At 72.3% G+C, this 25692-nt stretch carries 14 protein-coding genes; 6 read left to right on the forward strand and 8 right to left on the reverse strand.

The genetic code is table 11. The annotated features are described in order from the left end of the window. Positions 1-289: 289 nt before the first annotated feature. On the forward strand, positions 290-2311 hold the full coding sequence (locus PV646_RS17555; protein ID WP_500343090.1) for an MGH1-like glycoside hydrolase domain-containing protein: 2022 nt from the start codon (positions 290-292) through the stop codon (positions 2309-2311). Here PV646_RS17555 and PV646_RS17560 read toward each other — a convergent pair. Further along, entirely contained in the window at positions 2305-2670 is a 366-nt protein-coding gene (locus PV646_RS17560; protein ID WP_500343092.1) for a DsrE family protein, read from the reverse strand. The two genes, PV646_RS17555 and PV646_RS17560, sit on opposite strands and share 7 nt — an antisense overlap. A gap of 68 nt (positions 2671-2738) precedes the next feature. Beyond that, positions 2739-4295, reverse strand: coding sequence for an HD domain-containing phosphohydrolase (locus PV646_RS17565; RefSeq protein WP_500343095.1), 1557 nt, complete (start codon positions 4293-4295; stop codon positions 2739-2741). A gap of 331 nt (positions 4296-4626) precedes the next feature. Between PV646_RS17565 and PV646_RS17570 the strand changes: the two genes are divergently transcribed. Next, positions 4627-5289 carry a VldE C-terminal domain-containing protein gene (locus PV646_RS17570; protein WP_500343097.1) on the forward strand — a complete coding sequence of 221 codons (663 nt, stop codon included), beginning with the start codon at positions 4627-4629 and terminating at the stop codon, positions 5287-5289. 83 nt (positions 5290-5372) lie between these two features. Here the strand turns inward: PV646_RS17570 and PV646_RS17575 are convergent, their stop codons facing one another. Then, entirely contained in the window at positions 5373-6812 is a 1440-nt protein-coding gene (locus tag PV646_RS17575; RefSeq protein WP_500343099.1) for a PepSY-associated TM helix domain-containing protein, read from the reverse strand. Positions 6813-6972: 160 nt separating this feature from the next. Here PV646_RS17575 and PV646_RS17580 point away from each other — a divergent pair, with 160 nt between their 5' ends. Genes PV646_RS17580 through PV646_RS17590 form a run of 3 tightly spaced genes read left to right on the forward strand, consistent with a single transcriptional unit; the run spans position 6973 to position 8841 of the window. After that, complete coding sequence (locus PV646_RS17580) at positions 6973-7440, forward strand: TetR/AcrR family transcriptional regulator (protein ID WP_500343101.1); 468 nt, start codon at positions 6973-6975, stop codon at positions 7438-7440. A 1-nt stretch (position 7441) separates the two neighbouring features. Continuing rightward, positions 7442-7795 (forward strand): hypothetical protein, encoded by a 354-nt coding sequence (locus PV646_RS17585; protein ID WP_500343104.1) that lies wholly within the window; start codon positions 7442-7444, stop codon positions 7793-7795. Continuing rightward, complete coding sequence (locus PV646_RS17590; RefSeq protein WP_500343106.1) at positions 7792-8841, forward strand: alpha/beta hydrolase family protein; 1050 nt, start codon at positions 7792-7794, stop codon at positions 8839-8841. The genes PV646_RS17585 and PV646_RS17590 overlap by 4 nt, the downstream gene beginning before the upstream one ends. 6 nt (positions 8842-8847) lie before the next feature. Here PV646_RS17590 and chvE read toward each other — a convergent pair whose 3' ends face one another. From chvE to PV646_RS17605, 3 genes are all read right to left on the reverse strand, one after another. Beyond that, positions 8848-9942 (reverse strand): multiple monosaccharide ABC transporter substrate-binding protein, encoded by a 1095-nt coding sequence (gene chvE / locus PV646_RS17595; RefSeq protein WP_500343108.1) that lies wholly within the window; start codon positions 9940-9942, stop codon positions 8848-8850. A gap of 103 nt (positions 9943-10045) precedes the next feature. Then, positions 10046-13669 (reverse strand): DUF6531 domain-containing protein, encoded by a 3624-nt coding sequence (locus PV646_RS17600; RefSeq protein WP_500343110.1) that lies wholly within the window; start codon positions 13667-13669, stop codon positions 10046-10048. 84 nt (positions 13670-13753) lie between these two features. After that, entirely contained in the window at positions 13754-15973 is a 2220-nt protein-coding gene (locus PV646_RS17605) for an ATP-binding protein (protein WP_500343112.1), read from the reverse strand. A gap of 229 nt (positions 15974-16202) precedes the next feature. On the opposite strand from PV646_RS17605, the gene PV646_RS17610 reads away from it, so the two are divergent. Beyond that, positions 16203-17996: an ABC transporter ATP-binding protein gene (locus PV646_RS17610; protein ID WP_500343114.1), complete on the forward strand. Its 1794-nt coding sequence runs from the start codon at positions 16203-16205 to the stop codon at positions 17994-17996. A 74-nt stretch (positions 17997-18070) separates the two neighbouring features. Here the strand turns inward: PV646_RS17610 and PV646_RS17615 are convergent, their stop codons facing one another. Together PV646_RS17615 and PV646_RS17620 are read right to left on the reverse strand one after the other, a co-directional pair. After that, positions 18071-20032 carry a TNT domain-containing protein gene (locus tag PV646_RS17615; RefSeq protein WP_500343116.1) on the reverse strand — a complete coding sequence of 654 codons (1962 nt, stop codon included), beginning with the start codon at positions 20030-20032 and terminating at the stop codon, positions 18071-18073. Beyond that, entirely contained in the window at positions 20025-25676 is a 5652-nt protein-coding gene (locus PV646_RS17620; RefSeq protein WP_500343119.1) for a WXG100-like domain-containing protein, read from the reverse strand. The genes PV646_RS17615 and PV646_RS17620 overlap by 8 nt, the downstream gene beginning before the upstream one ends. Positions 25677-25692 lie beyond the last annotated feature (16 nt).

Consider the following 25692-nt stretch of genomic DNA (forward strand, 5'->3'; position numbering starts at 1 on the left):
ATCTGCCGAGGTCAGAGACGATGAACAGCAAAATGCCCGTGACTGTGGTCACGGGCGACCGTCCTCTTAACCATGGCAGATGACACCACGCTACACCCTCCACCTCCCGTGCGCAGCAGGGGATGCCGATCAAGGCCTGACGAGGGTCGTCCCCGTGCGATGTGGTGCAGGCTGCCGGGCTCTGACAGAAGCGGACAGGAACCTCGGTGACCTGCGTCATGGGAGCGCTTTCATGGTTCGCTGACCTTGCGGCTCCGGTCGGGTCCGGGTGCCGGGAAAGGTGCACCGGATGAGCTCCCGGCGGGCGGTCGGTCGTGTCCTCGTGGCCCTGATGACGATGTGCGGCGTGGTCACCGGTGCCACACCGGCGACAGCCGCCGCCACACCGTCGCTCACCTTCGCGAACCCGCGGAGCCAGGCGCTGTACGGCACCGCCTACACGGCCGCGCTGGACAACCTGCTGCGCGTGAACACCGTGGGCTACGACCCGCGCCACAACCGGAGCGGCCTGCTGGACCCGGCCGTCGGCATCGTCCGCGCGGGCGGCGGCTACGAACAGCCGTGGACGCGCGACGCGTCGATCAACAGCTGGAACGCGGCCAGCCTGCTGTCCCCGGCCCTGGCGAGGAACACGCTCTGGGCCGTCGTCGACAAGGACCCCGCCGGCGCCCTGCGGGTGCAGCAGGACGACCAGCAGTGGGACCAGGTCATCTGGCTCACCGCCGCGTGGCACCACTACCTCGTCACCGGCGACCAGGACTTCCTCGGCAACGCCTACCGCACCGCCAGGAACACCCTCACGATCAGGGAGAACGCGACCACGGCCGGCTTCAACCCCGCCTACGGCCTGTTCACCGGCGCGTCCTTCTTCAACGACGGCGTCGCCGGCTACCCCGCGCCGCCCGCCGACGCGACCGAGTCGATCAGCACCGGCAGCATGCCCTGGCCGGGCATCGCGAGCGGGATGTACCTGAGCACGAACGGGGTCTACTACGCCGCCTACGTCAACGCGGGCAACATGGCCGAGCGCCTGGGTCAGCCGCAGGAGGCCGCCGGGCACCGGGCGAAGGCCGCCGCGTTGAAGACCGCGATCAACCGGCACTTCTGGAACCCGGCGACCGGCCTGTACGACTACCAGCTGCTCGCCGACGGCACGCGCGGCGCCCACCAGGAGGGCACCGGCCTCGCGTTCGCGATCCTCTTCGGCATCGCGAGCCCCGCCCGGGCGCGGTCCGTCCTCGCGAACGCACGCGGGATGACCTGGGGCATGCCCGACACGTTCCCGCACTGGGACCGCTACTCCGAGGCGCAGCCCGGCCGGCACAACGCGATCGTCTGGCCGCTCGTGCAGGGCCTGTGGGCCAAGGCCGCGGCACGGCGGGGCGACCAGAACCGGTTCGCCGCGGAGACGGCGCGCCTCGCGAAGCTCGCGAACAACAACAGCGGGTTCTGGGAGATCTACAACGGCACCACCGGCGTGGTCGACGGCGGCTGGCAGCGGCTGGGCGACACGGTGAAGTTCCACTGGGGTTCCGAACCCGACCAGACCTGGTCGGCGACGGCGTTCCTCGACATGGTCCACACCGGACTGTTCGGGCTCGGGTACACCGACCGGGGGCTGACCTTCGCGCCGAACCTGCCGGCGGGCTGGGGAGACGTCACCCTGCGGAACGTGCGCTACCGCGACGCCGACCTGACGATCGCGTTGCGCGGGGCGGGCACCACGATCCGTTCGGTCACCGTCGACGGCCGCCCGTCCCGCGCCGAGATCCCCGCGACGCTCCAGGGCGCGCACACCGTCGAGATCACGCTGACGGGAGCGACCGGCGGCGACCGGGACGGCGACGGCGTGCCCGACGCGCGCGACCGCTGCGCCGACACCGCGGGCACGGTCTCCGGCTGCCCCGCCCCCGGCCACCTGGAGGCCGAGGACGCGCGCAACACCGGCGGCGTCAAGACCAACGTGAACCACACCGGCTACTCCGGCCGGGCGTTCGTCGACGGGCTCTGGGCGCCGGGCGCCGCGACGTCGTTCACGCTGCACCGGGCGTCGGCGGGACAGGGCTCGGGCGCGGTCACCCTGCGGTACGCGAACGCCCACTCCGACGCGCGCACCATGACGTTGTCGGTGGACGGGCGTGCCGTGCGGCAGGTCAGCTTCCCGAAGGTCTCCGACAGCTGGGACGCCTGGGGCACGGTGACCTTCGACGGCGTCCCGCTGAGCGGCAGCGACCCGGTGGTGACGTTGTCCTACGGCGCCGGTGACACCGGGTCGATCAACCTCGACTGGCTCGCCCTGCGGCCTCAGTAGCTGAACGTGGTGGCGGCCTCGTCACCGATCCACTTCCACATCGGGATCGTGCCGTTGATCTCCGCGCCGGGGATCAACGCGTCGGCGTCGAGCTGCTTGGCGTTGAAGCACAGCGGGCAGACGAAGTACCGGCCGCCCGCCGCCTCGTAGCGCTGGAGCAGGTCCGCGAGCGGCGGGCAGCCCTCGCACGCGGTGCCTCTGGCGGTGCCGGTCAGCGAGAGGCGCACCGCCTCCTTGGACAGGAACATCAGCGTCTCCCGGCCGGTCTCGGCGGCGCCGATCGCCACCAGGAACGCGACGGTCACCTTCTCGGGGTCCTCGAGGCCGGTCGAGAGGCTGATGACGGCTTTGGTCGACATGATCTGCTCCTTTTCGTCGGGAACAGGACGTTAGGAGCGTGCCGGGGCCGTGTCGTCGGGCGTTCTCCCTACAGATCGAGCGGGTCGAGCAGGCCGTTGCGCAGCGCGAACAACGTCGCGGTCGCACGGGACGACGCCCCGGTCTTGGTGTAGATCCGCTCGATGTGCGTGCCCGCCGTCTTGCGCGAGATGTTCAGCCGGTCCGCGACCTCACCGGTCCGCGCGCCGCGGGAGATCAGGACCAGCACCTCGACCTCGCGCGGCGTGAGCCCGGCCGGACCCGTCACGCGCCGCCTGCTGCCGTTGCCCGCGGCGGCGAGAACGGCCTCGGCGGCGTCGCCGTCGAGCGCGCCGCCCCTGATGGCGTCCCGGATCACGTCGACGGCCTGCTTGGTGCTCAGGGCCGCCCGGTGTGCTCGGGGCTCGAGCATCGCCCGGTAGGCGCACGCCGCGGCCAGCAGCCGCCCGGTCATCGGCACGGACGCCCCGGACAGGCCGCGGTGGTAGCCGCTGCCGTCCATGCGCTCGTGGGCCGTCGCCGCGATGGAGCCCAGCCGGGCGAGCGCCGCCGGCCGGGCCAGGACCCGCTCGGTGTAGTACGAACTGAGCCGCACGCGTTCCCGGTCGGTGGCCGACAGCGGTCCCGGCCGGTCCAGGACCGTCACCGGGACGCCGTGCAGGCCGATGTCGTGCAGGAGTCCCGCGCGCCGGGTGGCGACGACGTCCCTCGCGGGGAGCCCCATCGACTCGGCGGCCGCGGCGGCGAGCTCCGCGACACCACGGGAGTGCCCGGCCCGCGAGGCGCAGCGCAGGTCGGTGAAGTCGGCGAACGCCTCCAGTGCCGCGTCCAGCTCGCGCTCCGTCAGGGGCCGGCGCTGCCGCGGATCCGCCGGCAGCGGGTCGATCCCGGCGTCCGCCTCGGCCAGCACCTCGTGCGCGTGCGCGACGAACGCGTCCACCACGTCGGGCGCGAACTGGCGGCCACGCCGTGCCTTGGCGACCTCGAGAGCGTCCTCGATCCCGCCGGTCCGGTACCGGACCTCGACGACGTCGGCCAGGTGCAGCAGGCGCACGGCCGGCGCGATGTCCGGGCCGCCCACCCCGTTCGGCACCCCGCGCCCGTCCCAGCGGGTGAAGAACTGCCGCAGCGCCGTCACGACGTCCTGACCGAGCCCGAGCCGCTCCGCCAGCGTCGAGGTCGTGACGCAGTGCGACTGCATACCCCGCACGACGTTCTGGCCGCCGGTCCGCAGCATCGTCGTCGCCACCCGCAGCCTGTGCCACATCGGCCCGCCGCGCCCGGCTCGCCGCAGGAAGAAGCCCATGCCGGCCAGCCCGGCGAGGTCGGTCGTGTAGCTGTCCGCGCGGAACGCGATGTCGTCGCCGAACGACGCGGCCACCTCGGGGGAGTCGGCGACGCAGCCGACCCAGGCCAGCATCGAGACGTGGAACAGGGAGCGCCGCTGGTCCTCGGGCACGTCCATGTGCCTCGCGAGCCGTTCCGCGATCCGCCACGACCGGAGCACGTGCTCCATCGGCTGACCCAGCCCGAGGTCGGTGGCCAGCGAGAACGCCGCGAGCAGTTCGGCGAGGTCGATCCCCGCGTCTCGGTCGGCAGACTCCACCCGCGAAGCGTAGCCCCGCGCCGGGCCCCGGCCCGGATCTCGCGCCGTGCCCCGCGCTCTCCCCGGGACGGCGCTCGGCCGGCACGGCGGAGCGGCAGGACCGCGGCGTGATCGTGGTCGTTCGGGCCGATTGTCCGAATATTCGTCCCCGATCGACCTCGGTGACGGCGGGACGGTGACCTGGACGGACTAGTGGGCAGTCACCTTCTGTAGTGACTCGCTCACCAGCAGGGATGTGACCATGAACACTCGCCTGTGACGTTGTCGTGTTCATTTCGTAATGTGGCCGCCCGTGTGAGCATGCCCCGTCCCCAACGCAAGGTGTTCCCGAATGTCGGGCCGACATAGAACCCAGCAGACAGCCAGCCGGAAGCTGCCCATCGCGGTGGCCGCCACCCTGACCGTGGGCCTGGTCGCGACCTTCTGGGTCGTCCGCAGTTCCGACCAGCAGGTCGATCCCACCGGCGCGGCCGCACAACTGGTCGCCCCGTCGACCTCCGCCAGTCAGGACCCGTCGTCGGCCACGCCGTCGTCGTCGACCACCGCGCCGCCGTCCTCGCCGCCTCCGGTGTCCACGGTCCCCACGACCACCCCGCCACCGCCTCCCCCACCGCCACCACCGCCGCCCCCGCCACCGCCCTGTCCGACCACCCTGGACGGCGTGAAGCCGCACGCGGCGCAGGTGGGCCACCACATCGCGGGCAAGTTCGGCGTCGACGACATCGGCGGCGCGACCGGCCGCGGCGGATCCGGCGACCACCCCACCGGCCTCGCGCTGGACTTCATGGTCGACACCGCCACCGGCAACGCCGTGGCCGACTACGTGCTGGCCAACCGCAAGGCGTTCGGCGTCACCTACGTGATCTGGCGCCAGCGCTACAACGACGGCAGCGGCTACACGCCCATGGAGGACCGCGGCAGCCCCACGGCCAACCACATGGACCACGTGCACGTCTCGTTCCAGGCGAGCGCGACCGTCAACGTCACCTGCTGACCCACCCCGCACGATCGGCGGCTTGCCCTTGAGGGCGGGCGTCGCCTCGAGCGACGCCCGCATTCCTCTGCTGCTCCTGGACCTCAGTTCTCCGCAGCGGCCGGTGTGCGTTCCTGCTTGCGGGACCGCGCCACTCCGATGATCCCGTCCAGGACCAGGAACGCCACGAGGCTGATGCCGAGCAGCGGCATGGCGATGCCGGCCGCGATCAGCACGAGCGGCGCCGGGATGACGAACCACAACGGCAGCTGCTGCCATCCACCGCGCTTCGGTGCCGTGCCGAACGACGCCTTGCGGTCGGCGCGGGTGGGGCGGCGCTGCCACCACATCCGGTACCCGAAGAAGATCAGCGTCAGGATGGTGGCGGCCAGCAGGAGGAGCGCGATCTGGTTCGCCAGGCCGAACAACAGGCCCATGTGCGCCAGGATGCCCACGGTGGACAGTTTCGCGAGGAACGGGTGGTCGTCGAAGTTCGCGCGGGCCGTGACGGTGCCGGTGGCGGGGTCGACGGCGGCCTTGTCCTGGCGGATGGGCCAGAGCTGGTCGGTCTGCCCGACGGACCAGGCGGATCCCGGTGTGGCGGCGGGGGAGAGTTCGACGGGTCCGTCGAGGCCCGCTCCGCGGCCGGCGGCGAGCACCCTGTCGAAGGTCCTGGCGTCGACGGGCTCGCCGGTGCCCGCGGTTCCGGTGTGCTCCGAGTGCGCGGCCGGTGCGGTCCCGGCGGGCGTTGAGCCGGGCAGCGCGGTGTCGAGAGCGGGCGCCTTGGCGTTGAGGGCCGTCAGCACGGCGCCGAAGTTCTCACCGGCGTAGTTGGACCAGGTCAGGCCGGTGGCCGAGAGGAACAGCGCACCGATCAGGGCCCACATGCCGAGGCTCGCGTGCCAGGAGCGGCTCTTGCGCACGCCTTTGGCGCCCTTCTCCGGCACCAGCAGGGCGCGCACGCGCCGCTTGGCGGTGCGGCGGCGCTGGACCCACAGCACCAGGCCGACGAGCGCGAGCACCCACAGCCAACTGGCGGCGAGCTCCGAGTACAGGTTGCCGACCGCGCCGAGCTGGAGGTCGCGGTGGAACTGGTCGAGCCACGTGACGGCCGGCGTCGAGCCCGCCCACGTGGTCAGCTCGCCCTTCACCTCGGCGGTGTACGGGTTGACGTAGACGGTCTTGCTGTACTCCTCGGCCAGGCCGGGAGCCGCGAACACGACGCGGGTCGTCGCCCCGGGGTCGTCGAAGAGCTGCACCGCGGTCACGGTGCCCTCGGGCAGGGAAGCCTGCGCCGCCGCCACCTGCTCGGAGACGGGACGTGCCGTGCCGGCGGGGTCGACCCGCAGCTCGTCGCTGTAGAGGACGTCGTCGATCTGGGGCGCGAACGCGTAGAGCATGCCGGTCACGGCCGCCACGACCAGGAACGGTCCGATGAGGACGCCGGCGTAGAAGTGCAGCCGGCGCAGCAGCGGCACGACCGAGATCTGGCCGGTGCGGGGTGTCTCGTCTGTTCGTTCGAGCTCGAGCGGGGGAGCGGACATCGAGGGCACCTCTGCGGGGGACGGAATGCGGGGTTGGAGCAGTAGTCGGATGCGAGCCCCGTTCAGTTCCCGCGAGTTCCAGCGCGCCGAAATCCGGTCGGGCAAGATTCAGGAACGTTCGTTCTTGACTGATCGTTCCTGAAAACACTAGGGTCGTCACATGGGACGACGAAGGTCTTTCGACGTGGACGAGGTCGTGGAGGCGGCCGCGGAGTTGTTCGCCCGCCGCACCTACGACGGTGTCTCGATCGACGACCTCGTGAAGTGGGTCGGAGTCCATCGCAACAGCCTCTACGGCGTGTTCGGCAGCAAACGCGGGCTATACCTGGCGGCGTTGCGCCGGCACGTCGACCGGGACGTACGTCCGCACCTGGCTCGCGTAGCGCGGTCGGAGGTCGCCATGACGTGGGACCTGCTGCTGCTCGCCGCGATGGACCGGGCGCCGGACGACTCGGAGGTCGCCGAACTCGTGTCGGCGGTCTTCGCCGAACTCGACGAGGCGACGGGTGATCCGGGAGTCACGGAGGCCCTGCTGGGCCGGTGGCTGCGCGGACGGCCCGCTGTCGAGCGCCACCGCGTCCCGACCGAAGACGACGCGCCGGAAACGGCGCCTGGTGAGGGGATCTGACATGGCAGTGGTCAGTGTGCAAGGCCAGGACCTGGTGGTGGAGATGGAGGGGCTGGACAAGCTGTGGGCCCTGAAGAGCAAGTTGACCATTCCTTTGGCGAACGTGCGCGGAGCCACGGTGGATCCGGGGATCCTGGGTGAGCCGAAGGGACTCCGGGCACCGGGCACGCACGTGCCCAAGGTGATCACCGCGGGCACGTTCCACCACGAGGGCGAGAAGGTCTTCTGGGCGGTGCGTGACGCGCAGAAGGCCGTGGTCGTGGAGTTGGCCGACGAGACCTACACCCGGCTGGTGGTCGAGGTCGACGACCCGCGCGCCGTGGTGGCCATGGTCGAGAAGGCGACGAGGCGGTGATCGTCAGGATCGCGGTGGCGCTGGCGACGGCGGTCTCCGCGGCGGGCGCCGGTGTCGCGTCGCCGCCCATGGTTGCTGTCGCCGCCCCGGCGGCGAAGTTCGGCCACGACAACGGGGTCTGGACACCGGCACGGGACGAGGAGGTGTCGTTCGTCGTCGAGGGCACGACCACTCACGGCACGCTGCACGTGCCCGCACACCGCCGTGGGGAACGGTTGCCCGCGGCCCTCCTGCTGCCCGGTAGCGGGCCTGCCGACCGTGATGGCAACCAGCCTCCGGCCTTCACCCCGAACACCATCCGCGATCTCGCCCGCGTGCTGGCGCGCGATCGCGTGGTGACCCTTCGGTTCGACAAGTACGGGACCGGCCGCACCGGGCTGGGGGAGTGGGCGCAGCGCCCTCAGGAGCTCGACCACCCCGCGTTCGTCCGGCAGGCCGCCGCCGCTCGTGACCACCTGCGAGGCCGTGCGGAGGTCGCGCCGCACCGGGTGGCGCTCGCCGGGCACAGCGAAGGAGCGATGACGGCGCTGGTGCTCGCCGCGGACGCCCCTCGCGATCGGCGTGCCGCCGCGCTGATCCTGTTGCAGCCGCTGGCGTTGCGGATGCTGGACGTGCTGGCCATGCAACTGCACGACCAGACCGGGCAACTGGTCGAGTCAGGCGGTATGTCCACAGAGGAGGGACAGGCGGTGGACCGTGCGATCGACGTCGCCGTGTCCGACCTGCGCGGCGGCCGCCCGGTCGACACCACGGCCATGCCGCCGGCGCTCGCCGCGCTCTTCCAGGCGCTGGCGGGGCCGAGCCGCCGGTTCGTCACGTCCGTGGACGCCGTCTTCCCGCCGGACGTCGCACGCCGGCTGCGGCCGATGCCCGTGCTGCTGACCTGCGGCGAGCTGGACCCCCAGGTGCCGTGCCACACCACCGACCAGCTCGCCTCCGTGATGGGTCATCGTGTGGTCCTGCCCGGCGTGGGGCACGCGATGACCACCGCCGACGGCACGTTCTCGCCGGTGCTGACCGACCGGCTCGACGCCCTGCGGTGGTGACGACGTTCAGCGGAGCTCGTCGTCGGTGTAGTACCCGGACTCGACGAGAACCTTGTGGTAGTTGGACTTGTCGACGCTCACGGGGTTCAGCAGGAACGCCGGAACGATCTTGACGCCGTTCTCGTAGTCGTTGAGGTTGTTGAGTTGCGGCGGTGTCCGGCCCTTCAGCACGGCTTCGGCCATCGACGCCGTGGCCCTCGCCAGTTCGCGGGTGTCCTTGTAGATCGTCGAGTACTGCTCGCCCACGATGATGGACTTCACGGAGCCGAGTTCGGCGTCCTGACCCGTCACGATCGGGAAGGCGGGGCCGTAGCCGTTGTTCTTCAGCGCGGCGAGGATGCCGAGCGAAATGCCGTCGTAGGGCGAAAGCACGCCGTTCACCTTGATGCGGCGGTACGCCGTCGTGAGGATCTCCTCCATGCGCTTGCGGGCGGTCTCGCCGTCCCATCGCAGGGTCGTCACGGCCTGGAACTCCGTCTGGCCGCTGCGCACCACCAGCTTCTTCTGGTCGATGTAGGGCCTGAGGACGGACATGGCGCCGTTGAAGAAGAACACCGAGTTGTTGTCGTCCGCCGATCCCGCGAACAGCTCGACGTTGAACGGACCGGGTGCGGGGCCGGGGCTGCCGTCGGCGTTGCGCAGCCCCAGTCCGGTCAGCAGCGACTCGGCCTGGTAGACGCCGACGCGGAAGTTCTCGAACGTCGCGTAGTAGTCGACGTTCGGGCTGCCGCGCAGCAGCCGGTCGTAGGCGATCACCGGAATCCCGGCCTCCGCGGCCATCAGCAGCGGCTGGGTGAGGGCCGAGCCGTCCACCGAGGCGATGATCAGGAGCTTCGCGCCGGCGGCGATCTGGCTCTGGACCTGCCTCACCTGGTTGGGCACGTCGTTCTCGGCGTACTGCAGGTCGACCCGGTGGCCCCGGGCCTCGAGGTCGCGCTTGATGTTCTCGCCGTCGCTGATCCAGCGCTGCGACTTCGTCGTCGGCATGGTGACGCCCACGAGCGCGCTCTCGGCCGGCTTGTCCTGCTGCCCCGCGGCGGGCACGCCGCACGCCGTCGCCAGCAGCAGAACCACAGGCAGCACGAACTTCGACGATCGCATCCCGGCTCCTCGCGCGGACCAACATCGTTGACGGTCGCCACGGTGACGAGGCAGGCCGTGGGCACGGTCGGCGTGTGACCTGTGCCACAAGCGGATGTGGACGTTAACAACTGGGGCGGGAGGGATCAAGCAAGGCGCCGCGGAAGGCGGTCCGGCCATTGGGAACTCGAATGGTCCGGGAGGGCCGGCATCGCGCCGGCCCTCCCGGAGCCGGCCTCGTCAGCTCGGCAGTGCCGCCAGAACGGGCGGTCGTGTCGGACCTGGTGATCGGGTCCAGCGGGTAGGTGCTGACGTTGACCGTGCCCGCGACCGAACCGTCCGGCCTGCGCGCCGTCACCTTCGTCAGCTCACCGGTGTCCGGGTCGTACTCGTACTCCCTCTTCGTGCCCGGCGTGGAGCCCGCCGGGCCCGTCACCGTGGTCTCGGTCCACGCGATCCGGCCGTCCGGGTGGTGGTTCGTGGTCTTCGTGCGGGTGACCGGGCCCGAGGTCTCCACGACGGTCGTGGCCGCGAGCAGGTAGTCGTACGCCGTCGTGGTGGTCGCCGGGCCCGAGGCCGGGTAGGTCCTGCACACCAGGCCCGCCCATTGCGGATTCCCGCCGCACTCGGGGTGTGCGGCGCTGGCGGCGACCGTGTAGTGGACCGTCCTCCTGGTACCGGCGCCGTTCGAGGCAGGCTGCCGGTGCTCGACGGCACGGCCCTCGGAGTCGAAACGGGTGACGGCCACGTCGTCACCCGGCGACGGCGCCCCGTCGAGGTCCACGTCCGTGGTCACGGACACGGGAGTGCCCAGCGCCCAGCCGTCCGCGTCACCGGCGACGAGCGGGGCGTAGGACTTGAACGTGCGGGACACGAGTTCGACGTCGGTCGCGGTACCGGGGTCGTGCGCCGACACCGTGTCGGTGGTCGGCAGCCGGTACGGCAGCGTCGAGGCCGGGTTGATCCCGTTGTTCGGCGCGTTCTGGTCGTACCGGGTCGCGGTGTGGGTGCGCAGCCACGCCTGCGAGCCGTCCCGCGTCGTCGTGGTGCGCGCCGGGCCGAAGACGTCTGTGATCAGGGTGCCCGCCGGGGTCACCACGGCGTCACCGTTCTTGATCTCCGTGTTGTGGACGGTGATCGTGGCCAGCTGGTCGGTTGTCGCGCCCGCCGGCAGCCGCTCGTCGACCACCAGCCGCAACGCCCGCGCGTCGAGCGCACGCACCTCGTTGCCCTGGGCGTCGTAGTCCACGGCCGTGTGCCGCCACGCACCGGAACCGTACTTCGCGGTGTTGACCGTGCGGCCCCGGTCGTCGGTGTACCGCAGGTCTGCGTGTTTCCAGTCGCCGGCCGTGATGCCCGAGGGCGTCGTGGCGGCCACCGGGTGGTCCGGGCCGAAGACGGCGAACCCCTTTTGCGGCGCGGAGGCCTGGTTCCACTTCGCGACGAACCCGCCGGACAGGTCGGGCAGGCCCGCGCCGGTGACCGGTACGTCGTAGACGAACGACGCCAGCGTCGCCGTACCGCCCTCGGGACGGTCGCGCTGCACGCCGGCGAGCTTGACCTGTGGTGCCGTGACGTAGCCGAACTGGAACGGCACCTTTCCCGCCGGCCGCACCGACGTGACCCGGTTCGCCGAGTCGTAGCCGTAGGTGGTGCCGAGGTTGTTGCGCTGATCGGTCGCGGTCGCGAGCCGGCCCGCGCTGTCGTAGGTGTAGGCCATGACCTTGATCGAGTCCATGCCGGCACCACCGGGCCTGTCCGGGCGGTAGACGTCGAACCACGCCCCGACGAGCCGCCCGTCGGCGGAACCCGTTGTGCCGTAGTCGAAGCGCAGTGAACGGCAGCCCACCGCGCCGGTGTAGCGGCCCTGCCCGCCGACGCAGGTGACGCCGGGCGCGGCGGGAGCGAGGATCCTCGTCACCCGCCCGGTCACGGGGTCGTAGTCGTAAGTCGTGCTGCTCGCGACGCCCGCCTCGGAGATGGCGCTGGGCCGGAACCTCCCCGCCGCGGTGGCGGTCGGCGCCGACGCCGCGGTGAAGGTCGTGATCGTGCCTTCGTCGTCGGTGTGGGCGATGGTCGTCGCCGTGCCGGTGCCCGTCACGGTCAGCTTGCCCGCGTCGGTCGACGTCTCCTCGTCGGCCGCCGGCCAGGTGCCCGCGTCGAGGTTCACGCCCGTGCGCCGCGTGCCGGTGGGGGAGGAGTGGACCAGCGCGGAACCTTCACCGTCGATCAACACGATCGTCCCGTCGAGCCGGGTGTGGTCGACGACCCGCATGCCCGCGACACCCGCGTCCGCGCCGTCGAACTGCGCGATCCAGCCAGGGCCGAAGACACCGCTGACGGCATCGGTGGCTCCGGCGAACGTGGAGTGCGAACGGGACAGCGTCAGGTCACCCAGATGACCGGGCACGGAGATGTCCGCGGCCTCGGTGTGGAACTCGCCCGTCCACAGCGCCACCTGCCCCGGTCCCGCCTCGGCGGTCGGGAACCCGTCGCCGAACGCGTGCGGCACCCGCAGCACCTTGGTCTTGGACTGCGACCACGTGCACCGGGTCGACACCGAGTACGTGAAGCACACCTGGACGTCCATCAGCACCGGAAGGCGCTCGTCCAGCGGGGTCGGCTGGATTCCGGCGGTGCCCGGGTCGGCGTCGAGCAGGCCGTCCCGGGTCTCGGCCGCCGCGTTCCAGCTGCCCGACGCGGTGACGCCCGCGGCGCCGTTGTCCGTCACCGTCAGCGGCGCGCTGGTCGCCGTGTTCCAGCCGGTGGTCTCGCTGGTACCGCCGTAGCCGGCCGAACGCCAGCGCACCGTCGCGGTCAGCGGTGTGGAGCCGCCGCGGGGCGGACCGGAGGCGGAGATCCGCACGCCGCCCGTCGTGGTCGTCCGGGGCGACGCGGCGGGACTGGTCAGCGTGCTGCCGCCGTACCCGGACCCGTGGTCCGCCGCTTCCGACAGCGTGCCCGCCGGAGTCTCGGCCTGGGCCCTGATCGTGTGCAGGCCCTGCGAGTTCGGCACGGTGATGGTCGCCTTGCCGACGTCCGGGTCGGTGGAGGGCACGATCTTGAGCTGGCCGGGGGCGCCGCCGGTGAAGTTCGTCGCGCTCGGCCGGCCGTCCACGGTCACCCTGACGTAGCCGGGGGCGCTGAACCCGTTGCCGGGCGCGGTGATCGTGCACGTGAAGTTCGCCGGCGGCGGGGTGTCGTGCCACGAACCGTTGGCGTACGGGCAGGTGATGGTCGGCGCCGCCGGAGTCGCGGCCCCGACGCGGAACAGCGACCACGCGGACCACGCCGAGTTCAGGGTGCCGTCGCTGGTCCTGGCCCGGACGGCGATCGCGGTGTTGTCCGGCAGGTCCGCGGTGGGCCGGCACCCCGCCTGCGTGCCCGACGCGTGGGCCGCGCTCGTGCAGGTCGCCTTCAGCGTCGCGGCGGTGCCGGCGGTGGAGGTGTGGAACTCGAAGTGGTGGCGGACTGTGTTGCCGTCGGGGTCGGTGCCCTTCGCCGACACCCAGTTGCGCCGGTTCGCCGTGTAGAGGTAGGTCGGACCACCGGGCGCGGCGTACGCGGTGGCGTTGACGATCGTCGGCGTCGCCGGGACGTCGGGCCTGGAAGCGACCCGCGGGTTCTGTGGTGCCGAAGGTGCCGCCGGCGTGGTCCGCGGGAACACCACCTCGACCGATGTCATCAACAGCGCTACGAGTGCGGCGAGGACGATTCCTTTGCGCAGCGCGGATGAACGTGCGATCACAGGGCCCCCACTTGTCGATCGGCCAGCACCCGCAACTGTGGCGACGTGCGTCCGATCAGCCCAGCGACAAGCTCTACGAATCGCCTACACAGTTCGTTCCGGTACTTCGGACAGCAGATCGGCGACACGCCGCTTTCCCTTGGGGTCGCCGATCCTGGCCATCAACGCCCCTGCCCGGATCAGCGCCTCGCGCGCGGCCTCCGGCCGCCCCGCCCGCAGCAGGGTGTCGCCCAGGTCGGTCAGCGTGTTCGCCTCGCCTGGCGCGTCCGCGATCCGCCGCCATTGCGCGGCACTGCGGGTCAGCGTCCCGGCTGCTTCCTCCAGGTGGCCTTCGGCGCGTTGGGCGAGGCCCAGCACCACGAGCGCGTAGGCCAGGCCGTGGGCGTCGTCCAGCGGTTCCAGCACCGCGAGCGCCTCGGTGAGGTGCCGGTGCCGGGCCTCGCGGTCGCCCGCCAGCCCGCGCAACTCGGCGAGGTTCACGAGGGTGAGGCCGTGCGTCCAGCCGCGATCGCCCAGTTCCTCTTGCAGGGCGAGGGCACGTTCGCCGAACTCGATCGCCTCCTCGACGGCACCGCCGAGCCGGAACACGTAGCAGGCGTTGTTCAACGCCCTGGCCGTCGCGTGGCCGTCGCCGTGCTCCTCGAACAACGCGAGACCCGTGCGGATGTGCTCCTGTGCTGTGCGGTGGTCACCAGCGCCGCGGTGGGCGAGCTCGGCCCGTGCCACGCCCAGGTCGCAGAGAAGGTAGGCGCGCACCAGGTCGTCGGCGGGGTGGCTGAGCGCCTTCTCGCACACCAGCTGCCAGTCCCGCCAGAGCCCGCGGGTCCGGTAGAACTCGAACAGGCCCACCGCCAGCAGGGGGACCGGGCCGCTCCCGGCCTGGGCCACCGCCGCGACGACGTGCGCGCGTTCGGTCTCGAGCCACGCCCACGGGTCAGGCAGGTCGGGCGCGTCGCCTACGTCCGCCGCCATCTTCAGCCGTGGTGAACCGCGGTTGGCCAGGGCGAGCCCGCGCCACGCCACCGCGTTGTAGAGCCGCAGCACCCTGGCCAGTGCGACCTCCCGCCCTGGCCCGGCCATGCCCGCCCCGTACACCCGCAGGAGGTCGTGCATCCGGTACCGGCCCGGCGCCGGGGCCTCCAGCAGGCAGGCGGCGGTCAGCCGTTCCAGCACCCGTTCCGCCTCGGCCTCGCCCACGTCCAGCAACCGCGCCGCCACCAGGACCGACAGGTCCGGCAGGTCCGGCCACGCCAGCACCGGGTACGCCGCCGCGGCCGCCCGATCGACCGGATCGTCGCTGCCCGCGAGCCCGTCGATCGAGTGCGCGAAGCACACCCGCACGCCGTCCAGTTCGTCCAGCCGCCGCCCGGCGTCGGCCAGCCGCGCCGCCAACGCCGCCGCGGACCACCCCGGCCGTGCCGCGAGCCGAGCCCCCGCCAGCCGCACCGCGAGCGGCAGCCACCCGCACCGCCGCACGACCTCGGCCGCCGCGCCGGGTTCCGCCAGGACCCGCTCCGCACCGGCGGTGAGCGCCAGCAACGTGATCGCGTCCGCCTCCGGGAGCACGTCCAGCCGCACCTGACGGGCCTGCGCCACGAGCACCGCCTGGCGGCTCGTCACGATCGCCGCGGTGCCCGCCGTTCCCGGCAACAGCGGCGCGACCTGCTCCTCGTCGGCCACGTTGTCGAGCACGAGCAGCATCCGCCGCCCCGCCAGCTCGGTCCGCAACCGCGCCGCCGCCTCGTCGACGGTCGCCGGCAACGCCGTGCCCGCCAGCCCGAGTGCCCTCAGGAACACCCCGAGCGCCTCCAGCGGTGCCACCGGCGCACGACCGCTGTGCCCGCGCAGGTCGAGGTACAACTGCCCGTCCGGGAAGTCGCCGGCGACCAGGTGCCCGACGTGCACGGCCAGCGACGTCTTCCCGACCCCGCCCATCCCGGTGACGGCCACCACCGCGGCGGTCGCCGGTGACCGCAGAGCCGCCGCCACGACGGACGCCTGACCCGAGCGGCCGGTGAAGTGCGCGACGTCGGCGGGCAGTTGACGCGGCACCACCGCGTCCGTGCAGACTCGCGGCTTGCCCTTGCGGGACGCGGCCTGGACGAACGCCTGCCGTTCCGCGCCCGTCAGGCCGAACACCCCGGCGAGCCGGTCCACCGTCACCGCCTGCGGGTACCGGCGGTCACCGCGTTCCAGCGCGCCCACCGCCTGTTCGCTGAGCTGCGCCTTCTCCGCCAGCGCCTGCTGGGTCAGGCCCAGCGCGATCCGGTACCCGCGCAACCGCTCGGCGAACGTCTCACCCATGTCAGCACTTCCCCCTGGGGCGTCGCAGTCCACCGATGATCGCATCACCGTCTCAGGGGTACTCGGCGAATCGCGGCTGTCTGGCCGAAGGTCGCACCGCGGGAGATCGTCTGATCGGGGATTCCGCCCCGGCTGGACAACGCGCCGAATGCGGCGATATTCGATCGCTGCGACCCGACATTCTGCGGCAGCATGAAGAAGCCGAGGACGGGGAAGGGGGTGGATCGCCGTGCCGGTACCGGAAAGGGCTGTCCGCAAGAACGCGGTGCCGCTCGCCCTGCGGCTGTACGGAAAAGAACTGCGGCGCCACGGATTCCTTTCCGTGGGCGCACTTGTGTTGCCCGCGCTGGGCGTCACGTTTCAGCTCTACCTGGCGCCGTTGGCGGTGGGCGGACTCGTCGGGAAGCTGGCGGGCGGTGGTGGCGCGAGCCTCGGCACCGTCATGCCGTACGTGCTGGCCTTCGGCGGTTTCATGCTGCTCTCGGAACTGTGGTGGCGCATCGGTCTGCACTGCCTCAACCGCGTGGACGGGCGCGGCATCGAGAACCTGTCCGCCCTCGCGATGGACGCGCTGCTGGAGAAGGACGCGGCGTTCTTCCACGACAACTTCGCCGGGTCGCTCACCAAGCGGGTGCTGAGCTTCGCGTTCCGCTTCGAGGACTTCGTGGACGCGCTGGCGTTCAAGATCTTCGCCAATCTCATCCCGCTGGGTTTCGCCTGCGTCGTGCTGTGGACCTACAACCCTGTGCTCGTCGCGGTCCTGGTCGGCCTGATCCTGGTCACGGGATTCGTGGTCGCGCCGCTCATCCGCCGCCGCCAGCGGCTGGTCGACCAGCGCGAGGCCGCCATCGCCCAGGTGTCCGGCCACGTCTCGGACACGCTCACGAACATGGAGACGGTGCGGGCGTTCGCCGCCGAGCCGCGCGAGGGCGCGGAGCACCGAACCCGTGCCGCCAGGCAGCGAACGCTGGCGATGCGGTCGTGGGACTACAGCAACCTGCGCATCGACACGGTGATCGCGCCGCTGTCCGTGCTCGCCAACGTGCTCGGCCTCGTGGTCGCGATCGGGGGCAGCGACAGGCTCGGTGTGGAGGCGATCGTGGTGACGTTCGCCTACTTCGGCAACGCGACGCGGATCATGTTCGAGTTCAACCAGATCTACCGGCGGGTGGAGAGCACGCTCACGGAGGCGGCCCAGTTCACCGAACTGCTGCTCGATCCGCCGACCGTGCTCGACCTGTCGCAGCCGGAACCGTTGCGCGTGAAGGACTCCCAGGTCCGGTTCGAGAACGTCGTGTTCACGCACGGCGGGAGCGAGCCGCTGTTCGACGGCCTCGACCTGGACATCCCCGCGGGCATGCGGATCGGGCTCGTCGGCCGCTCCGGCGGAGGCAAGACCACGCTCACCCGGCTGCTCCTGCGGCTGATGGACGTCGATCGGGGCCGCGTCCTCATCGGTGGCCAAGACATCGCCCGCCTGAGCCAGGCCGACCTGCGCGGCCTGATCGGATACGTGCCGCAGGACCCGGCCATGTTCCACCGGACGCTGCGCGAGAACATCGCGTTCGCACGGCCGGGCGCGACCGACGCCGAGATCCACCGTGCCGCGCAGGCCGCGCACGTGACGGAGTTCGTGGACGCGCTGCCCGACGGGTTCGACACGATGGTCGGCGAACGCGGCGTCAAACTGTCCGGCGGACAGCGGCAACGGGTCGCGCTCGCCCGCGCCATCCTGCGGGACGCGCCGATCCTGCTGCTGGACGAGGCGACCAGCGCGCTGGACTCGGAGAGTGAAGTACTGGTCCAACAAGCGTTGTGGCGGCTCATGGAGGGCCGCACCGCGATCGTCGTGGCGCACCGGCTGAGCACCGTCGTGCGGATGGATCAGCTGATCGTGCTCGACCGGGGCCGGATCGTCGAACAGGGCACCCACGCGGAACTGCTCGACGCGGAGGGGATGTACGCGAAGCTGTGGCGCCACCAGTCCGGCGGTTTCCTCGACGAGACGGTCGCCACTCGGTGATCGGTGCTCGCGCACTGGCCGACCCGGCCGCTCTCCGCTGAGCGGCCGGGGCAGGTGTGTCCACTTCGGACGGACTACTCCCCGCCGGTGATGTCGGCGAGACTGCCGTCGGCGAGGTGCTCGCCGACCGAGCGCGGCAACAGGTAGCCGCGCCCCCCGCCGGGCTGGCCGTGCCACGGCACCGTCGTCCCGGCCAGCACGCGCAGGTCGCGGGTCACCCGGTAGCGGCGTGATCCTTCTGCTTCCCGCTCGGCACGCAACGACATCTCCGGGAACGCGGTGTTCGGGGTGAACACCAGGTTGCCGCCGGGGCCGCCGTGCCGGAGGACCTCCCGGCCCGCCATCAGCGTCGCCATCCGCTTGTGCGTCAACAGGGTCAGCGGCGGCTCGCCGGGCAGGGGCTGGATCGGCCAGTCGTTGAGGGCGGCGACGGTGTTGGTATCGGCGCCGCCCGCGCGCAGACGGGCCGGCAGGATCGTCAGCGTGCCGAGCAGGTACGCCCCGGCCTCGAACAGCGTCGGGAAGCGGCGCGCGGCGAAGGTCCGCCCGCGTTCGTACTGCGCGACCTGCCACTCGTCCCCGGCGCGCTCGAGACACCAGCTCTCGTCCACGGGGCCGTCGAGGCTGTACGCCCTCGGGTTGATCCCGGCCTCCGACAGTGCCAGGGCGATCTGCGCCAGTTGCTTGCGGTCGCCGTCGGACAGGTCGGCCGGCGCCGGTGCGACGGGCACCTCGCCGGTGAGTGCGGCGGGCACCTCGCCGGTGAGCGCGGTGTGCGCCAGTGCCGCGGTCGCGCTGTCGACCGGCGGAGGGGTGAAGTTCGCCGCCCGGATGTGGTCGACCAGCTCGGCCTCCGGCGGCACGCCGTGCTTGGCCAGGTAGTGCGGGATCGACGCGGGCCACAGCCAGGTGCCGTCGGTGTGGAAGCCCGCGGGGACGTCCGGTGCGCTGTCGGGCACGAACAGGTCGGTGTCGTGGCCCCGGCCACCCAGCACGAGGTGCGCCTCGTTGAGATACCGCAGCACCCCCGCGACCTCGTCCGCGGGCACCGGCGGGCGGTTGACCACGGGGCGGCCGTTCGGCTCGCGGAAGTCGAACACCCGAGCCTCGCGGAACCGCGCACGGGCGCCCAGCACCTGCTCGACGTCCGGCACGATCGCCCGCATCCAGTCCGGCACGTACTCCGGCTTCCGCGGGAAGCGACGCAGGTCGTCGAGGACGGCAGGCATCGGCGGCGTGGTCTTCCAGCCGGGGTCCTCCGTGATGTAGCGCGCGGAGGTGCGGATCGGGAACTCGATGATCATCTGCGTGCCCGACCACGGGCCCGTGCCCCTGCCAGGGGCGATCATCCTGGCCCGCATCGAGGCCCACTCGTCGGCCGCCGCCGCGGGCGGGTTCCACGGCCTGAACCGGCCGTCCAGGCCCTCCACCTCGCCCAGCATCTCCACGAAGGATCCCGCCTCGCGGTAGCCGACCCGGAGCTGGGTCCAGTCGGTGGGGGCGTGCATCAGCAGCAGGTCGGCGACACCCCTCTCGAGGTCCCGCATCGAGCCGACGCCCGCGGGCTCCGTGTTCGGTGGGAGGTCGGGCATGCCGAGCCTGCGACGCACCCAGTTCGGGACCTTGTCCTCCGGCCTGGGAAAACGCTCCAGGTCCTTGCGCAGCACCTCGTCGGGCACCGGCGGGTCCCAGACCGGATCGTTCTGGAAGTTGTAGTACATGTGGTACTCGCTGGGCGGGCTCATCATGAACCGCGCGGAGAACCACGCGCCCCGCCCTGGCAGGTACATGAGCTCGCGCAGCGCCACGAACGCGTCCGCCGCCTCGGCCGGGGGCTCCATCGGTGCCGCCGTTCCGTTGTCCAGCAACACCCTCAGGCCGAAGTCCTGAACGCTCGACGCCAGGGTCGCCACCAGGTCGAGCCTGACCCACCCCTGCGGTGCGGCCTCCAGCAGGGCGATCCCGATCTGCTGGACCAGCTCCTCGTACCGACGGCCCCGCTCGGCGTCGGTCGACCCGTGGTCCACATCAGACATTGTCGAATCTCCTGAGATAGATCTGCGGGGCTCCGGCGGCGTCGACCATCACGAAGCGGGAGTGCACCTGGTAGGGGACCGGGCCGCCGTCGGCTTGGAAATCGTGCCAGGCAACCCTAGCGCCGGCCCGTTGCTCCCTGGCGGCCTGCATGTCCGCGCCGTACCAGGTTTGGCGGTTGTCCGGCGTGCCCCGTCCCTGGTTCTGGGTGGTGAGCTGCGGGAACTGGCCGACGGCGTCCGGTGTGGGCCGGGTCACCTGGTTCGGCTTGATGTGGCCGCCGTCGTAAAGCGGGCCGCCCACGTCACCGACGATGTCCTGCGACCACTGGCTGCGGGTTGTCCGCCTGCTGGGGCCGTAGGTGCGCTCATCGGTCGACTCCCCCGGGTGGCCGTGGTCGTTGGTCGCGATCACGTAGTCGCCGTCGAGGACGTACTGGGCGTTCCGGTTGAAGTTGTTGAGGTCCGGGTTGGCGTTGTCCCTCGGGCCGCCAGGGCTCGAGGCCGCCTCGACCGCCACCACCCGGCCGAAGCCGTTGGCATCCGGCGGTCCTGTGTAGAACGTGCCGCGGTTCGGTACGTCGAACTTGGTGTTGGGCGGCAGGTTCGTGCGGTCGCTGAAGGCTTCCCGGTGGGCGAGCGGCCCGAGCGGGTCCCCCGGCTGCGCGCCGGGGGCGGGCACCTGCACCGGGCTGTTCGGGTTGACGGTGTAGGGCTCGCTCCACTCCTGGTACCGCGGGGGGAACCCTTGGCTGTCGGTGCGGTACTGGTGCGTGGCCCCGTCGACGTCCACGCGATAGGTGGTGTTCGGCGCCGGGTTCCGCACGTCGGGGTTGTGGTCGTCACGGGTGTTCGGCGACTGCAGGTCGGCGTGCGTGATCACGCCGCGGTTGTCGGTGTAGTAGGTACCTCGTCCGTCCACTCGGTACGCGGTGTTGGGGGTGAGGCCGGGCCTGCCGATCAACGGTTCGTTCGTCCCCAGCGGTCGCAGCGGCTGGCCCTGCGCGGCCGGGTCCGCCGCACCCCGGTCGTTCACCGGGATGACGATCGGGTCGTCGTGGTTGCCGACACTCGGCGGGCGGAAGCTCGACTGGACGAGCCCGCGCGACGGGTCCGCCTGGGCGCGCGGAGACGCCTGAGGGGTGACGGTGTCCGGACTGGGGTCGACGGGCAGCCCGCCCGACCCGGTCGGGGTCATGTCCCCGGTGGGGGAGAAGGCGTTCCAGCCGCCGTCCGGTGGGATCCTCGGGTACGTGCGTCCGTTCGCGTCGACGTAGTCGGGGCTGGTGGAGTACGGCGTGGTGTTGCCCGGACCGGACCAGGCCCGCTCGGTGGGAGCGATGACCGTGGCGCCCGAGCTGCGCGCCAGGTCGGCGCCGAGGCCGTCCGGATGCCGTCCGGCCTCGCACCCGACGAGCACGATGGGGTCCGTGCCGTTCCAGCCGAGCCCCCTCGCGAGCGCGCCGAGTTCCGCACCGTTCAACCGCTGCCCGCCGACGTAGGCGCTCTGGCCGTCGCTGTGCACGTCGAGCACGAAGTGCCCGTCGATCGGCACGACCGCGTTCGCCGCGTTCCTGGCGCGCACGTCCGACGGGTCGAACAGCGCCGCGCCCGCCGGGGTGGCGAACCCGCTGGACTGGGCCAGCGGCCGGAGCCCGTCGGGAACGGAGTCCAGGTCGGGCATCCGGTCGCCGTCTCCGGGCGTGCTCGGGTCGCGGTCGGTGTCCGGTGTGGCGTCGCTGGGCGTGCCGGTGTCGTGGTCGGGCGTGCCGTCGGTTGGCGTGCCGGTGTCGTGGCCGGGTGTGCCCGGGCCGGCCGGGGTGTGCGCGAGGGCGTCCGGTGTGGGCGTGCCGTGGGTGTCGCCGAAGTCCGCGGGCAGGATCGGGTTGCCCGGCGGCGCGACGTGCACCTCCCGGATCGCGCCACTGGCGAGCAACTGCTCGACGCTCGCGGTCTCGGGCAACGTGAACTGGCGTCCGCCACCCGGCTGTCCGAGCGCGGGTGCCACGTCGGCGAGTTCGCCGCGCAACCCGTCCGGGTCCGCCACGACGTAGACGTGGTACCCGGACTCGGCGTTGTCCGGGAAGATCGCCCGATCGCGGTAGTGGTAGGGCTGCCCGTCGGTCCCCATGGGCGACAGGAACCGGCCGGTCTCCCCGCCGAACCGGTCGAGCACGGTCCCCGGCGGCAGGGTGACGTCGCGCTGCGACCCCGGAACCGCGCCACCGTGCGGCGGCCACTGGTTGGTCCGGTAGGTCCCGTCCGGCCGGTGGTGCTGGTTGAAGTCGTCCCGATCGCTGTGCGACCCCCACGGAGCGTGGTCGCCGATGAGGTCACGGGTGCGCTGGTCGTAGCTGCCCATGCCGTTGGAGCGGTCGCCACCCATCGGCACGTACTCGCCCATGTCGGCGAAGGGGTGCTCACCTTGGCGCGTCCCCAGGTAGGTGAGCGGTACGCCGTTCTCGTCGACCCGTGGCCCAGGCGTAGGAGCGGGCCCATCGGCGCCGTCGGGGCTGGGCCCGTCCCCGTCCGAGTCGGGCGCGGGTCCGTCCCCGGCCTCTCCGGACAGGTCCGGCGGTGAGGACCGGTCGACGTCGCCGTGTCCGAGTGGGGACGGTCCTGCCTCTGCGGGTGACGGCTGGTCGGGCTGGGTCGCGGGATCCCGGGCAGGCTCGCTGGTAGCGGTTTCGGTTGGCCGGGTTGGTGGTGCGGGGTCGGCGGGTGGGGTGGTGTCCGGGCGGGTGGGGGCGGTGGAGTCTGGACGGGTAGGGGGTGCGGTGTCCGGCCGAGTGGGCGGGGCTGTGTCCGGGCGCGTGGGAGCGGCGGAGTCCGGGCGAGCAGGGGGCGCGGTGTCCGGACGGGCAGGAGGGGTGGTGTCTGGACGGGCAGGGGGCGCGGGCCGAGAGGTGCCGTCCGTCCGCTCGGGGGAGCGACCGGTGTCCGGCAGACCCGCGGTGTCGCGCCTTGCGGGCGCGTCGGGCGGAGTGGAGCCAGGCGGGGTCCAGGCAGGCCGCTGGCCGTCCGGTGCCCTCGTGGTGTCCGGCCGAAGCTGGTTCGGGCGTGGGTCGGGACGGTGGCCACCCGCATCGGGATGCGGAGACTGGCGAGCCGGACCGCCCTGCTGGGGCATCCCCGGCGCCGAAGGCGCCCCGCCGAACGCACTCGGGCCGCCGAAGGCAGTGGGACCGCCGGACGTGCCCGGCGCGCCACCGCGTTGATCGGGGACTCCGGCGGGCGGCATCCCGCCGTCGGGGCGCCCCGTGTTCCACAAGGCCTGCGGCGGGGAATCCGCTCGGCTGCTGGAGGTCGCACCCGCGTCGGGGCGCGGCGGACCACCCGCCGTGGCAGAGGGCCCACCCATCCCGAAACCGGTACCCGCGGGCGGCCCGCCCTGCGGGCCGTTCCCGCCCGGCGCCGGGTGGGCACCGGGACCGTTCGCCGGGAATCCTCCGCCGGTTGTGCCCGGACCGCCTAGAGGTCCTGGCGCGTTGCCCGGGTTCGGTGTGCCACCGAACCCGCCGGCCGGTCCGCCGGTCGGGACAGGGCCCGCCGGGGCGCCCTGTCCGCTCGTGCCGAAGTTCCCTGGCCCACCAGGGTTGCCGGGCCCTCCTGGGTTGCCGGGGTTACCGGAGTTGGCCGGGCCGCCGGAGTTGCCGGGCCCGCTGGGGTTACCGGGGCCAGCGAAGTTGGCTGGGCCGCCGGGGTTGCCGGGCCCGCTGGCGTTGCCGGGGCCGCTGGCGTTGCCGGGGCCGCCGAAGTTGGCCGGTCCACCGGCATTGCCTGGTCCACCGGCATTGCCGGGGCTGCCGAAGTTGCCTGGTCCACCAGGTGTGCTTGGCCCGCTGGCGTTGCCGGGTGCGCCGGCATTGCCCGGTCCGCTCGGACTGCCGGGGCCGCCGAAGTTCCCCGACCCGCCGGGGTTGCCAGGGCCAGCGAAGTTCCCCGACCCACCGGGGTTGCCGGGGCCAGCGAAGTTGGCCGGTCCGCCGGGGTTGCCTGGTCCGCTGGCGTTGCCGGGTCCACTGGCGTTGCCGGGGCCGCCGAAGCTGGCCGGACCGCCGGGGTTGCTCGGTCCGCCGGGGTTGCCGGGACCTCCGAAGTTGCCTGCGCCGTGGCTTCCGGGCGCACCGGCGCCGACCGTCCCGCCTGGGGTACCGGGTGCGCCCTGACCGCCGTGTCCGGGGAAGCTCCCGGGGTTGCCCGCCGCGTGGGAGCCGGTGGGGGAGCCGTAGCCGCCAGGCCCACCAGCGCCGTGAGATCCGGGTGTGCTGCCGCCCGCGCCGGGACCGCCTGACGAGGAGTGGCTTCCCGGAGCACCGGGGCTGGGCGCCGGACCGCCGAAGCCGCCCGGACTCGGTGGCGTGAAGCCGGCCGGTCGCGAAGTGCCACCCGACGGGCTGCCGCCTGCCGGGTTCCCGCTCGGCGCGCCGCCGGACGGAACGCCACCCACGGGCGCCCCGCCGCCGAACGGCGCGGGTCCGCCGGACGAGGGGGAGCCGGAATGGGGCTGCTGGGTCGGTGCTTGCGGAACCGGCGGAGCGGGCGGAGCAGCTGCCGCGGCGCTGGTCTCGGAGTGCGTCCCTGGAGTGTTCGAGGGCGGCGCCGACGGCCCGCCGGACGGTCCTCCAGAAGGTCCGCCTGATGGCCCGACGGGAGGCTCACCGGAGGGGCCGCCGGAAGGCCCGGCAGGAGGTCCACCCGACGGTCCACCGGAAGGGCCGCCGGACGGTCCGACGGGAGGCGCGCTGGGCGGACCTCCAGGGGGCGGTGGCGGGGCGCCTGGGCCGTCGCCGATGTTCGGTGCCGTTGGCGTGTCGTAGTGCGATTTCGCCCCGCCGATGCCGCCGGAGACGCCGCCGGAGACGCCACTGCGCGCGAGGTCGCCCGCGGTGATGTCCTCGCCGGTGATCGCGGCGTTCGCCACGGTGGAGGCCACGCCCTCGACGCCACCGCGGACGGCGCCCTCGACGACGTTGCCGCCGAGGCCCGTCGCCCTGGTCGGGACGAAGTCCAGGCCGCCGCCGATCGCGCCGGAGATGGCTCCGGAGAGCGCGGCGCTGCCGGTCTTGCTCCAGTCCCAGCTCTTGCGGTCGCCCTTGGCCATCTGGATGCCCTGGATCGCCGCGTCGATGGCGACCTCGGTGAGCATCTCGCGCAGGATCGCGGTGATCAGCTTGCGGAAGATCATCTGCACGGTGATGCGGGTGGCAGCCTGGGCGATCGGGATGCCCGCCGTGGACGTGCCGAACGTGCCGAACGCCGCCGCGATCAGGGCCGCGATCTCGATGGCGAGCATGATCAGCGCGGCGATGATGGCGTACTTGGCGTACTCCACCTCCAGCGCGGTGTTGTCGCACGAGCCGGCGAGGCCGTCGCACGACTCCTTCAGCTTCACCAGGTAGGCGTCGGCGCCCTCGACGAACTTCTTCCAGTACTCCCCGAAGGCGTCGGCGGCCTGGCCCTCCATGGCGCCGAACGACTTCGTGGCGGCGTTGCCGGCCTGCGTGATGACCTCGTCGATGTCGGCGGACGCCGCCCGCCAAGCGTCGCCGAGTGCCCTGAGCTTGTCCTCATCGCCCTCGGGCCAGCTCTCGCCGACGACGATGGGGAACAGCCAGGTGATCTCCGATGGAATGGTGATCGACATGATCCCCGTTCAACCC

Origin of the sequence: Streptomyces sp. ID05-26A (assembly GCF_033794685.1) — a bacterium.
GTDB lineage: Bacteria > Actinomycetota > Actinomycetes > Mycobacteriales > Pseudonocardiaceae > Lentzea.

Coding starts and splice junctions, on each gene's coding strand:
- PV646_RS17580 (WP_500343101.1), top strand. CDS start 6,973: ATGGGACGACGAAGGTCTTTCGACGTGGACGAGGTCGTGGAGGCGGCC.
- PV646_RS17615 (WP_500343116.1), bottom strand. CDS start 20,032: ATGTCTGATGTGGACCACGGGTCGACCGACGCCGAGCGGGGCCGTCGG.
- PV646_RS17555 (WP_500343090.1), top strand. CDS start 290: ATGAGCTCCCGGCGGGCGGTCGGTCGTGTCCTCGTGGCCCTGATGACG.
- PV646_RS17585 (WP_500343104.1), top strand. CDS start 7,442: ATGGCAGTGGTCAGTGTGCAAGGCCAGGACCTGGTGGTGGAGATGGAG.
- PV646_RS17560 (WP_500343092.1), bottom strand. CDS start 2,670: ATGTCGACCAAAGCCGTCATCAGCCTCTCGACCGGCCTCGAGGACCCC.
- PV646_RS17575 (WP_500343099.1), bottom strand. CDS start 6,812: ATGTCCGCTCCCCCGCTCGAGCTCGAACGAACAGACGAGACACCCCGC.
- PV646_RS17605 (WP_500343112.1), bottom strand. CDS start 15,973: ATGGGTGAGACGTTCGCCGAGCGGTTGCGCGGGTACCGGATCGCGCTG.
- PV646_RS17620 (WP_500343119.1), bottom strand. CDS start 25,676: ATGTCGATCACCATTCCATCGGAGATCACCTGGCTGTTCCCCATCGTC.
- chvE (WP_500343108.1), bottom strand. CDS start 9,942: ATGCGATCGTCGAAGTTCGTGCTGCCTGTGGTTCTGCTGCTGGCGACG.
- PV646_RS17570 (WP_500343097.1), top strand. CDS start 4,627: ATGTCGGGCCGACATAGAACCCAGCAGACAGCCAGCCGGAAGCTGCCC.